The organism is Actinomadura sp. NPDC000600, from assembly GCF_040492135.1.
Classification (GTDB): Bacteria; Actinomycetota; Actinomycetes; order Streptosporangiales; family Streptosporangiaceae; genus Spirillospora.
This window is the reverse complement of sequence record NZ_JBEUPD010000012.1, coordinates 238540-249858: the sequence shown is the minus strand read 5'-3', so window position 1 is coordinate 249858 and position 11319 is coordinate 238540. Positions and strand designations below refer to the sequence as shown.

General features: G+C 69.8%; 11 protein-coding genes. 3 read left to right on the top strand and 8 right to left on the bottom strand.

Annotated features, from left to right (window positions below):
• The 3 genes from ABWI07_RS19980 to ABWI07_RS19970 form a co-directional block, all read right to left on the bottom strand.
• The coding region (locus ABWI07_RS19980) for a phage holin (RefSeq protein WP_353819443.1) at positions 1-255 on the bottom strand (255 nt) is incomplete at its 3' end.
• Between the two features lie 131 nt (positions 256-386).
• Complete coding sequence (locus tag ABWI07_RS19975; protein WP_353819442.1) at positions 387-1106, bottom strand: 1-phosphofructokinase family hexose kinase; 720 nt, start codon at positions 1104-1106, stop codon at positions 387-389.
• Positions 1106-1975: an SIS domain-containing protein gene (locus ABWI07_RS19970; RefSeq protein ID WP_149256814.1), complete on the bottom strand. Its 870-nt coding sequence runs from the start codon at positions 1973-1975 to the stop codon at positions 1106-1108. The genes ABWI07_RS19975 and ABWI07_RS19970 overlap by 1 nt, the downstream gene beginning before the upstream one ends.
• A gap of 1938 nt (positions 1976-3913) precedes the next feature.
• On the opposite strand from ABWI07_RS19970, the gene ABWI07_RS19965 reads away from it, so the two are divergent.
• Positions 3914-4471 carry a pyridoxamine 5'-phosphate oxidase family protein gene (locus tag ABWI07_RS19965; protein WP_353819441.1) on the top strand — a complete coding sequence of 186 codons (558 nt, stop codon included), beginning with the start codon at positions 3914-3916 and terminating at the stop codon, positions 4469-4471.
• Entirely contained in the window at positions 4468-4713 is a 246-nt protein-coding gene (locus ABWI07_RS19960; RefSeq protein WP_149256821.1) for a DUF2630 family protein, read from the top strand. Before ABWI07_RS19965 ends, ABWI07_RS19960 begins: the two co-directional genes overlap by 4 nt.
• Before the next feature lie 107 nt (positions 4714-4820).
• Here ABWI07_RS19960 and ABWI07_RS19955 read toward each other — a convergent pair whose 3' ends face one another.
• From ABWI07_RS19955 to ABWI07_RS19935, 5 genes are all read right to left on the bottom strand, one after another.
• Positions 4821-5987 carry an alpha/beta hydrolase family protein gene (locus ABWI07_RS19955; protein ID WP_353819440.1) on the bottom strand — a complete coding sequence of 389 codons (1167 nt, stop codon included), beginning with the start codon at positions 5985-5987 and terminating at the stop codon, positions 4821-4823.
• A 91-nt stretch (positions 5988-6078) separates the two neighbouring features.
• Positions 6079-7050: a fumarylacetoacetate hydrolase family protein gene (locus ABWI07_RS19950; protein ID WP_353819439.1), complete on the bottom strand. Its 972-nt coding sequence runs from the start codon at positions 7048-7050 to the stop codon at positions 6079-6081.
• Between the two features lie 14 nt (positions 7051-7064).
• Positions 7065-8003 (bottom strand): VOC family protein, encoded by a 939-nt coding sequence (locus tag ABWI07_RS19945; protein ID WP_149256824.1) that lies wholly within the window; start codon positions 8001-8003, stop codon positions 7065-7067.
• A 26-nt stretch (positions 8004-8029) separates the two neighbouring features.
• Positions 8030-9160 (bottom strand): FAD-dependent monooxygenase, encoded by a 1131-nt coding sequence (locus ABWI07_RS19940; RefSeq protein WP_149256825.1) that lies wholly within the window; start codon positions 9158-9160, stop codon positions 8030-8032.
• Between the two features lie 23 nt (positions 9161-9183).
• Positions 9184-10206, bottom strand: coding sequence for a cyclase family protein (locus tag ABWI07_RS19935; RefSeq protein ID WP_353819438.1), 1023 nt, complete (start codon positions 10204-10206; stop codon positions 9184-9186).
• 178 nt (positions 10207-10384) lie between these two features.
• On the opposite strand from ABWI07_RS19935, the gene ABWI07_RS19930 reads away from it, so the two are divergent.
• On the top strand, positions 10385-11311 hold the full coding sequence (locus tag ABWI07_RS19930) for a LysR family transcriptional regulator (protein WP_353819437.1): 927 nt from the start codon (positions 10385-10387) through the stop codon (positions 11309-11311).
• Positions 11312-11319 lie beyond the last annotated feature (8 nt).

Here is an 11319-nt window from a genome sequence, read left to right as displayed (position 1 = left end):
GTCAGAAGCTTTAACCACTTGAACGCTATCACCATTTTTCAAACTTTTAGTAAGTTCAGTTCCTTTTTTAGCTGCATGAGTGAAGTCGTTATTCTTCCACCAAGCCCAAAGTGCAAAAACTGTTGTAATTACAGTGCTAACAGTATTATCGTCAAGTGGCAATGGGTTAATGTTTAATGCTGTTAGAATTTGGTTTAAAATTGCCAACCAAAGTAAGATTGTACGTGTGAGTGTTCCTTTGTCGATTGTTTTCATGTTCTTTCTCCTTTAAATTATTTTAGTGATTATATATCCAATAACAGTTACGGCAAGAGTAAGCATAAAGCCCCAAGCCCACTTATTATTGGCTTCCATTTTTTCTATAAGTTTTGCATTTGATTGGGCTATTAAAAGGCCGCGTCCCCCGCGCCGGTCGGGTTCCCGGCGACGACCTGGGACGGGACCGCCTCGAAGCAGCCCTCGGGCGTGACGGCGATCATCCCGTCGGCGCCGCGCGACACGACGAGCGAGCCGGCGGGCGGGCCGTCCGCCGGAAGACGGTCCAGGTCCGCCGCCGCCATCTCGGCGGCATTTGGCTTGAGCACGTCCGGACCGGCCGCCGCGGCGGCGCGCAGCGCGGCGCCGCCCGCGTCGACCAGCACCCGAGCCCCCGCCGCCCGCGCCAGGCGGGTCAGGACTGCGTAGGCGTCCTCCGGCACGCCCGGCGGAAGGCTCCCGGACATCACCACCACCGCGGCCTCGGCGGCCTGCGCGCCGAACGACTCCTGAAAGGCCGTCCACTCGTCCGGGTGGACTTCGGGGCCGGGCTCGTTGAAGACGGTGGCGTCGGTGTCCACGACGGTGACGGTCCGGCGCGTCTCCCCGGAGATCGCGACGAAGTCGTGCGGGACGTCCAGCGCGGCCTCCACCATGGCGCCGGTGGCGCCGCCCGCCAGGCCCGTCGCCATGGTCCGCTCGCCCAGGGCGTGCAGGACGCGGGCGACGTTCAGCCCCTTGCCGCCCGGACGCTGCAACGTCGCGCCGACGCGGTGGGACCCGTGCCGCGTCAGCCGGGGGACCCGGTAGGTCACGTCCCACGCCGGGTTCAGGGTGACCGTGAGGATCATCAGGACAGGATGATCGACCGGGTCAGGTTGCGCGGCCGGTCCGGGTCCAGGCCCCCGGCCCCGGCCAGCGCCACCGCGAGCCGCTGGACGCGGACCAGGTCGGCCAGGGCGTCCGCCCCGGACGCCTCGACCTGCGCGCCGGTGCCCCGCACCTGCTCGGCCAGCCCTGCCGGCGGCGTGCCGAAGAACCAGACGAGGCTGCGCTCGTCGGTCACGCTGATCGGCCCGTGCCGGTACTCCATCGCCGGGTACGACTCGGTCCACGCGCTCGCCGCCTCCCGGACCTTCAACGCCGCCTCGTTGGCGATCCCGTTCGTCCAGCCTGCCCCGAGGAAGGTGAACTGGCCGCGTCCGGTGGCCCCGGCGGGCAGCGGCGCGTCGACCGCGGCGCGGCACTGGTCGACCAGATCGGCGGGGAACAGGCCCAGGTGCGCGCGCAGCAGCGCCAGCGTCGTCGTGGCGAACCGGGTCTGCACCACCGACCGCTCGTCGGCGAAGTCGAGCACGGCGGTCGCGCCGGCGGCGTCCACGATGGGCGTCCGCGGGTCGCCGATCACGGCGACGGTGGGCAGCGCGGTGGTCCGCAGCAGCTCCAGCACCTCCGTCGTGGTTCCCGACCGGCAGATCACCACGACCCGGTCATACTCCCGCGCATGGGGGAACTCCGACGCCGGGAAGGCGTCGCTCTCGCCCGCCCCGGCCGCCTCCCGCAGGCCCGCGTACGCCTGGGCGATGAACAACGAGGTGCCGCATCCGACGACCGCGACGCGCTCGCCCCGCGCAGGCAGGCCGCGCACGCCGTCCGCCATCTCGGCGGCGCGCTGCCAGCAGCTCGGCTGCGAAGCGATCTCCTCACTAACGAACGACACCGAAGCTCTCCTCTGCTCATTTGTGCGCTTTATAGGCCTATAACGTACAAGAGCGCGCACATCACCGGCAAGGACCCCGCGCGGCAACGCCCCCATCACTCCGGAGAGCGATGAGGGCGTCGGGCGGACGAGGGCTCCGTGGCGCGGCTGCGCGCCGGGGAGCCGGGGGCTCAGGGGCGGCCGGCGATCGACTGCTTGTTGCGGGCATCGCCGGCGGGGTCGGCTCGGTCTTCGCTGACCGGCAACGGCACCCGACCGAGTTGGCGTGTGCCAGAGCGGCAGAGGTTCCTCACTTGCAGTCAGGGTCTACGGGAGTTCAGGGGGCCGGCACTGCGGTTCCCCGTCCGGGCCTCCCGCCCGCGCCCCGGCCCGTCGCGGAGGTGGAGTGGAAGGAGGGCCGGTGCCCGCTGTTCGCGGGGCCGTCCTCGGTCCCGGAGTGTCAGAGCCCGCCCCGCCGGCGCCGGTCATCAGGAGGCACCCCGCCGGGTGCGGTCTGCAGGCCGGGGGTGGTCTGCACGGCCAGCTTGAGGTTCTTGTCCTTGAACGGGCCACGCGTACCCGAAGCCTGGCTTGCATGACCTCGTCCGGCGGCTGAGCACCGACCGTTTCGTGTCCGGCACGCAAGCGCCCACAACGACCACGCCCTCACCTGTCTCCGAGACGCAGGACAACCAAGACCGACGTCGGTCCAACCGATCAGGCGTGTCGACAACATGCTCACGTTGACCTTGGCTGGCGGACACGGAACGGGTGCCCACCCAGTTGGGGCTGCGGCAACGCGAACTCAGCGCCATGGGCCTTCTCGCTCTGCTAGGAAGGCGCGGGAGCCAGTTTCGGGATCGACACAATGCGACTTGGACAGGGCGTTTGTACAGGTGAGAGGCTCCCCGTTCGACTCCGATCGACCTAGATCGACTTGCCTGCTTTGCTGCGCGCTAGAGAAGTTGATCAGGGTCGCTGTGGCTGCGTGATGTTGTGCGCTGGTTCGTGCAGGGTGGCGATGGCTCGGACGTCGTGTTGCCCCGGGCCTGACCGGCGATGAGTGGGCGCTGGTGGAGCAGTTGCTTTCCCGCGCCTGGCGGCGGGCGCCGTCCGGGGGAGCACTGGCGGCGCGAGGTCGTGGGAGTGGTGTACGTGGTGCGCACCGGCTGCGCTTGGCGGCGGCTGCCTGCTGGCTCCCTGCCTGGCGGGCGGTGTGTTGGTACTTCGTGCGGTGGGGGAGAGCAGCGGGCTATCCAGCGGATGCTGGACGTGCTGCGGCAGCAGGTCCAGCGGGACAAGGGCCGGGGCGCCGCGCCCAGCGTGAGCCCCCATGGGTGCCCGAGATCGTTCCGGTTCCGATGGACGACGGCTCAGGCAGGTACATCCTGGTCATTCGTGTGGTCCCCGGCGTCGGGCCGCGGCCGCTGGTGGCGACTGCAGCATTCGCAAGTTCCACCGCCGCGGACACAACCGGTCCCGCACAATCAGGCTCCAGTGGCAGGGACTACCCCCGGGCCGGTGCTGGTGCACAACGACAACGAAGTTCCTGGGTGGGCTGCAAGCGAGATTGCCAGGATTAAGGCCGGGCAGGGGACCCCGCGCACGGTAAGCCCCACAGATCCTACTCAAAAGCTTTATCAATGGTGCGAATCGGCGAGGCGCGCGGCCAAGTGGGGTCCTCACGCGGAGTCGGGCTTCCAGGGCTCGCCCGAATGGGAGGTTCCCGGGAAGGGCGATACGTACAGGATCGTCGGTCCGAACCGCTTTGGGGAGTATGGCTAAACGGACCCGAAAGTCAGGTCCATGAAGATCACCGTTGTCTCCTGTTGATTCGACGTGTTCCCAGTGGAAGGTGGGCGACGTTGTCAGTGAAGTATTCTGTCGGCGGACGGGAGCGGCTCGGCTCCGAACACCGAGGCCGCGGAGACCGACGGACTCGAGCAGATCAAGGACCCCTTGGGCCGTGCTGAACGAGACTTCATCGCCGGGCGGGACGGCTTCTATCTGGCGACGGTCGCCGTCGGCGGGTGGCCGTACGTCCAGTTCCGCGGCGGCCCACCGGGATTCGTGACAGTGCCCGACGAGCACACCCTGGCCTGGGCCGACTTCCGAGGCAATCGTCAGTACATCAGCACCGGCAACGTGGCGCACGACCCGCGCATGTCCATCATCTTCATGGACTACGCCCGCCGGCTGCGCCTCAAGATCTTCGGAGTCGCGACCATCAACGACGTACGCCACCAGGGACCGTCGCCGAGTGCGTCCGCGATACCGGGGTACCGGGCGATCGTCGAACGTGAGGTGCGCGTCGAGGTCAAAGCCTTCGACTGGAACTGCCCTCAGCACATCACTCCGCGCTACACGGCCGAGGAAGTGGCGCCCATGCTGCGACCGCTTCGACAGCGCGTTGACGTTCTCGAGGCCGAGAACGACCTACTTCGTCTTCGGGTCGCATCACCCCTGGCGGACCCCGAGAATCGTCCGTCCCAGCCACAACGGCCGGAGGACCAGTGAGCGACGACAACATCCTGGACCGGATAAGCGCACTGGTCGATCGTGAGCACGCGTTGCGCAGCCATCGGGCAGACGGGTCCCTGGACGAGCGGACCGAACACCGCGAACTGCAGGCAATCGAGGTGGAACTCGATCAGTGCTGGGACCTCCTCCGGCAACGTCGCGCGAAGCGGGACATCGGCGGAGACCCTGATGAGGCCGTCCCCAGGTCCGCTTCAGTAGTCGAGAGCTACTGGCAATAGGTCGGCGGCAGGCCCCGCCGCTCCCGCCGCCAGTGACGAGACCTGCCCACCTCCACCACAGAAGGCAGCCATCCCCGATCGGAGTATGGGAGGCAAGAACAGGCGCCCTAAGAGTTGGCCTGGTCGGTGAACGTGTCGGCTACCCAGTCGGCGATGAAGGTGCTGACGTGGGGGAGGTGGTCCAGGCCGATGTGCTCGGTCGCGCCTTCTTCGGGGCTGAAGATCCGGAGTTCGCGTTTGGGGGAATTGACGGCCTGGTCGTAGGAACGGTGCGCGTATTCGAGGGGGATCTGCCGGTCGTTCGCGCCGTGCGTGATGAGGAACGGCGCGGTGATGCGTTCGACGACGCCGTCGAGGTGGACGTCGTCGGCGAAGCCGATGAAATCTTGGAGGTCGGTGTGGCCCCACACCCACAGGACGTGCTCCCAGTAGTGGGGGACCGGTCGCTCGCCTTCGCGTTCGAGGCGGCGGCGCTGGACGGCTCCCCAGTTGTGGTTGGCGCCCCAGGCGACGACGAGGGCGTAGCGCTTCTCGAAGGCGGCGACCCGCGGGGCGTAGTAGCCGCCGAGCGACCAGCCGACGATGCCGATGCGGGCTGGGTCGACGTCGGTGCGGGTGTGGAGGTAGTCGATGGCGGCGGAGCCCCAGGCCTCCGCGTCGATCCGAGCGGTCAGCCCCTGCATGCGTAGCGCTTCACCGGTTCCGGGCTGGTCGAGCATGAGGCAGGAGATGCCGCGGGCGGCCAGCTCTTCCCAGTGCCCGGAGGAGTACTGGTGCTCCTTGGTGGAGTCCAGGCCGTTGACCATGACGACGGCCGGTGCGGGACCGTGTGCGGTGGCCGGCGCGGCGCTGAAGTACCCCGGCAGCGTGGTGCCCTCGTAGGGGACGGCTACACGGGTCACGTGCCCGCGGTCCTTGAGGTCGAAGGCCTTCTGCTGCAGGTCGAGCACCCGCCGGTAGGCGGGGAGGCGGTCGGGGTCGGAGTTGGACAGCATCCGTTCGGCCTGGCAGAGGTAGTTGGTCGCTCGCGCGTATAGCTGTCCTGCGGTGCGCGTGTGCCCGGCCTTCTCGGCGGCTTCCGCCCGGCCGGCGAGCTGGTCGGTGAGTGCGGTCCAGGCGCGCAGGAAGTCCGGTGTGCCGGCGTCCTCGCCGTCGGCGGCGGCCTGCCGGATCGGGCGGCAGGCGCGGTCGACCTCGTCGATGAGGCCGCCGGAGTTCAGCGCGGCGACCACGCCCAGGTTCCAGACGTAGTTGCCGGGGAAGTACTCGAACACATTGATCCTTTCGCGGTGATGAGGTCAGCGGACCGGCCGCCGTCGGCCACGGCGCCGGTGACGGTGGCGATCATGTCGGCGGCCCGTGCTCTCACGCTTGACGCTTCCGGGCTCGGGGGCGCGGCCGGGCCGCGCGGACCGGCGGCAGATCGCGGCCGGGCACGACGCGGTTGCGGAGGGTGCCGATGCCTTCCACGGTCATCTCGACGACGTCGCCGGGCCGCAGCGGCGGCGGGTCGAGTTCGCCTCGGCGGCCCCACAGCTCGGCGAGGCAGCCCCCGTTGCCGCAGGTGCCGGACCCGATGGCGTCGCCGGCGCGGACCAGGGTGCCGCGCGAGGCGTAGGCGATGAGTTCCTCGAAGGGCCAGCCCATGTTGCTCAGCAGGTCCTGGCCGACCTCGACGCCGTTGACCGCGACCCGCATCTCCAGCGCGAGGAAGCCGTCGTCGTCGCGGCGGCCGTCGAGCTCGTCCGCGGTGACCAGCCATGGGCCGAGTGTCGTCGCGGAGTCCTTTCCCTTGGCCGGTCCGAGGTTGACCTTCATTTCCCGGGCCTGCAGGTCGCGGGCCGACCAGTCGTTCATGACGGTGTAGCCGAAGATGCACTCGCGGGCCTGTTCGGCGGTGAGCGAGGCGCCGTCACGGCCGAGGACGGCGGCGACTTCGAGCTCGAAGTCGAAGCGCCGCGATCCCGGTGGCACGGGCACGTCGTCGTACGGGCCGACCACGGCATAGGGGTTGGTGAAGTAGAACGCCGGAGCCTCGTACCACTCCGGTGGAATCCCGCCCACGCCGTCGATGCTCTTGCGGACGCCTTCGACGTGTTCTTCGAACGCGACACAGTCCCGCAGCGTCGGGGGTGCCAGCGGGGCCAGGAGCCGGATCCGTTCGTCGCGGGGTACGGCGGGCCCGTCCAGTGCGTCGGCTCCGGCCTGCAGCGCCGCGGGCAGCCCCGCGCGGACGAGTTCGAGCACGGTGGTGCCGCCGGGAAGCGGGTGCAGGCCGGCGTCGCCGACGACGCCCGCCCGGACGCGTCCGTCGGACTCCCAGGTGGCGAACCTCATGGGATGGGCTCCGATCAGACCGGCGGGGCCACGAACAGGCCCTTGTCCGGGTCGTTGAAGGACCTCTGGGCGACGAACTCGTTCATCGCGTTGGCCGTGCCCCACTGGTCGGAGACCTCGGGCCGGGAGAAGTCGTAGAGGTGGGGGTGCCAGGTGTCCTCGTCGACCAGTTCCAACTCGGTGGTGTACTCCATCGTGTTGCCGGACGGGTCGAGGAAGTAGCTGAAGGTGTTGTCGCCGGCCAGGTGGCGGCCCGGACCCCAGATCTTCTCCACGCCGGCGCGCAGCACCCGGCCGGTGCCGCGCATGTACTCGTCCAGACCGCGCAGCTCGAAGCTGGCGTGGTGCAGCGACGGGTGCGGGCAGCGCGCGATCGCCAGGCTGTGGTGCCAGGCGTTGACGCGCAGGAACCACATCATCTCGCCCATGCGCGGGTGCATGAGGGTGTCCGACAGCGCGAAGGCCAGGTGCTTCTCGTAGAACGCGCGGGTGCTCTCGGGATCGGCGGAGTTGACGACCACGTGCGAGAGGCGGACCGGGACGGACTCGCCCTCCTCGATCGTCCGGTGCCGCCGGACGGCGACGTCGCAGGAGACCTCGACGGTGCGGCCCTCGTTGTCGAAGAACCGGAAGCCGTAGCCGCCGCCGGGGGTCTGCAGGACGTCCGGTTCGCTGACCAGCCGCACCCCGTCCGCGGCCAGGCGCGCGGCCAGAGTGTCGACGTCGGCGGCGGTGGCGGCGCCGAAGGAGATGAGGTCGATGCGCTTGTCGTCGGATTCGCGCAGCCGCACGACGTACTGTTCGGGGCTGCCCTCGGCGGTGAGGAAGGCCAGGCCGGTGTCGCTGTGCTCGGCCCTCAGGCCCCAGGTGCCGGTGTAGAAGTCGAGTTGCCGGCGGTAGTCGGGCACGGCCAGGGCGACGTGCCGCAGGTGGGTGATCAGTCGGTCGGGCATGGATCTCTCCTGAGCGGGACGTGGGGTCAGGCGGGTCGGCCGACGAGTTCGGCGATGCGGTGCATCAGGGCCGGGACGTCGCCGGGCTGATGCGTGAGCTGCCATTCGGCGAGCCGGTTGGACGCGTCGACGACGGCCCGCGCCCTGGGCAGGCGCCGGGCGTGGAAGGCGTCCCAGAGGTCCTGGTCGACGGCCTGCCGGTCGGCCAGCAGTTCGGTGAGCACGGTGGCGTCTTCGAGGGCTTGGGCGCCCCCTTGAGCCAGGGTGGGCGGGCAGGTGTGCGCGGCGTCGCCGATCAGGACCACGCGGCCGCGGTTCCACGGCGCCGGCAGCACGTGCGTCTCGAACCAGGTGTAGTTGACCCGGCCGGGATCGGTGAGGGTCTCGCGGATGTCGTCCCAGGGGCCGTGATAGGCGGCGGCCAGTTCTTTGAGGACGGCCAACTGCTCGTCGGGTGACAGCGTGGAGCGGTCCTGCGCCGGTTCCACGATGTACGCGTAGAGCGAGTCCTCCCCGGTCGGGCAGTAGCCGGCGATGAAGGAGGGGCCGCCGTAGTAGAGGTCGGTGCGGGTGACGGCGGCGGGCCTTGGTCCGAACGCACGCCAGATGCCCATCCCGACCGGTTTGGTCTCCAGGTCGATGCCCAGGGCGCGGCGGGTCCACGAGCGGACGCCGTCGGCGCCGACCACCAGGTCGTAGCGGCCGGTCGAGCCGTCGGAGAACGTCACGTCCACACCTGTGCCGTCCTGCCGGAGGTCGGTGTGGGTGATGCCGAAGCGGATCCGGGCGCCGGCGTCGGTCGCGCGGTCGAGCAGGATGCGCGCCAGGTCCGGGCGTGGCATCCCCAGTACCGCGGGCAGGTCCGGGCCGCCGGTCCGGGCGTCGGGGATCTCGGCGATGACGGTGCCGTCGGCGTCGGGCGCGCGGATGCCGGTGACGTCGAAGGCGTATCCGTGCTTCTGGACGTCCTCCCAGACGCCGAGCGTGCGGAGTTCGCGCAGGGCGTTGCCCTGCAGGGTGATCCCGGAGCCGAGGGCGGCCGCCTGCGGCTTGATCTCGATCAGGTCGACGGCGACGCCTCGGGCGGCGAGGCGGATGGCGGCGGCGGTCCCGGCGAGGCCGCCGCCGACGACGAGGACGCTGTTCACGGCGGGCATGGAGGGCTCCTTCGTCTGGAGCGTCATTTGACGGCGATGGGGTTGACCGGGGCGCCGACGGCACCGGTCACCGGCAGGGGAGCGGCGGTGAGGAAGAACTCGTAGACGCCGTCGGCGGCGCAGTCGGCGGCGAGGGCGTCGAGGTCCCACATCTCGCCGATGAACAGCCCCATGTTGGGGATGCACACCTGGTGGAGGGGCTGGAACGCGTCGTCGAACTCGTTGGGCCGAACCTCGAACCCCCAGGTGTCGGTGGCGATGCCGGCGATCTCGGTGCGGTGCAGCCAGTCCGCGGTGGTGAACGACAGCCCCGGGGAGGGGCCGCCGGCGTAGTCGCCCCAGCCCTCCCGGCGCGCGCGGGCCAGCCGGCCGGTGCGCACGCAGACGAGGTCGCCTCGCCCGACTCGGGCGGTGTCTCCCTGGGCGGCGATCGTCGCGTCCAGGTGCTCGGTTGTGATCGCGAAGCCGTCGGGCAGTTCGCCGTCGGCGCCGATCACCGCGCCGACGTCCAGCAGGACGCCCCGGCCCGCCGGGTGCGCCGCCGCGGTCTCGATGCCGGTGACCCGGTCGCCGTCGCTGGTGACCACCTCGCCGGCGCGGCGGCCGTTCCAGGCCCGGCCGTGATCGAAGATGTGGCCGAGGCCGTCCCACTGCGTGGAGGCCTGGAGCGGCATGAAGACCACGTCGTCGGCGCCGCCCAGCCCGTGGGGGAAGCCCTGGGCGCCGCGCTCGGCGTCCGTGCCGGTGTCCAGCATCGTGTGCACCGGGTTGGTGCGCCGCCGCCAGCCCCTCTGCGGGCCGTTCATGTCGAACGACTGGGCCAGCGAGAAGCTCGCGCCCCGCCGCACGAGCGCGGCTCCTTCGCGGCGCTTGGCCGCGTCCAGGAAGTTCAGCGTTCCCAGCACGTCGTCGGGGCCCCAGCGGCCCCAGTTCGAGCACCGTGCGGCGGCCGCGGCGATCGCGCCCTCCGGGTCGGTCCGGTCGAGTTCGAAGCCGGGCGCGGCGGCGCCGGTCCCGGACGTGCCGGCGGTCGGTCGTTCGGTCATGCGGCCCGCTCCCTTCGCTGATGCTCGAGCGCGCCGGGCCGCCGCGAAGGGGGCCGCGGGTCGACCCGCCTGACCAGTACAGGCGGAGCGTCGAGTCGCGGCCATTCTCACGAGGGGCATGGCCATCAGGAAGATCAATTTATTGATGTGGTCTATAGACGGGTCCTATAGTGACCGCGTGGCAGTCGATCGTCTGCTGGTCAATCTCGATCTGAACCTGCTCGTCACGCTGGACGTGCTGCTGCGCGAGCGCAACGTCACCCGGGCGGCGGAGCAGCTCGGATGCAGCCAGCCCACCGTGAGCAACGCGCTGGCGCGGCTGCGCCGGTACTTCGACGACGAGCTGCTGCACCGGGCGGGCAACCGCTACGAGCTGACCCCGCTGGCCGTCCAGCTGGCGGCGCGGACGCCTCCGGCCGTGGCGGGCGTCCGCCGCGTCTTCGACGTCCGGGAGGAGTTCGACCCGGCCACGGTCGAGCGGGAGTTCACGATCATCACCTCGGACTACGCGACGGCGGTCCTCGGTCCGATCGTCGCGCGGCTGGTGGCCGAGCGGGCGCCGGGCGTCCGGCTGCGGATCCAGCAGGCCACTCCCGATGCGGTCGACCATGCGCCCGAATCGCTGCGCACGGTCGACGGCGTCATCCTGCCCCATGGCTTCCTCGCCAACGTGCCCCGCACCGAGCTCTACGAAGACCGCTGGGTGTGCATCGTCGACCGGGACAATCCGGCGGTCGGTGCGCGGCTCAGCCTGGCGCGGCTGGAAGAGATGCCGTGGGTCGTGCTGTTCGACCGGCCGACGGCCTTCGCCCCCGCGGCGCAGCAGTTGCGCATGATCGGGGTCGAGCCGCGCGTCGAGATCGTGGTCGACGGCTTCCTGCAGATGCCGTTCCTCGTCGCCGGCAGCGACCGGGTCGCCCTGGTGCAGGAGCGGCTGGCCTGGAGAATCGCGGACGCAGCCGGTGTTCGCGTCCTGGAGTGCCCCTTCGACGCGGTGCCGCTCGCCGAGGCGTTCTGGTGGCATCCCATGTACCGCAGCGACGTCGCGCACGCCTGGCTCCGCGAACTCCTTGTGGAAGCCGCCGGGCAACTCGCCGCCACCTGAGCCCGCAG

What these genes read in the sequence shown, in the direction of transcription:
- ABWI07_RS19975 (WP_353819442.1), bottom strand. Translation starts at nt 1,106, where the DNA reads ATGATCCTCACGGTCACCCTGAACCCGGCGTGGGACGTGACCTACCGG.
- ABWI07_RS19950 (WP_353819439.1), bottom strand. Translation starts at nt 7,050, where the DNA reads ATGAGGTTCGCCACCTGGGAGTCCGACGGACGCGTCCGGGCGGGCGTC.
- ABWI07_RS19945 (WP_149256824.1), bottom strand. Translation starts at nt 8,003, where the DNA reads ATGCCCGACCGACTGATCACCCACCTGCGGCACGTCGCCCTGGCCGTG.
- ABWI07_RS19940 (WP_149256825.1), bottom strand. Translation starts at nt 9,160, where the DNA reads ATGCCCGCCGTGAACAGCGTCCTCGTCGTCGGCGGCGGCCTCGCCGGG.
- ABWI07_RS19935 (WP_353819438.1), bottom strand. Translation starts at nt 10,206, where the DNA reads ATGACCGAACGACCGACCGCCGGCACGTCCGGGACCGGCGCCGCCGCG.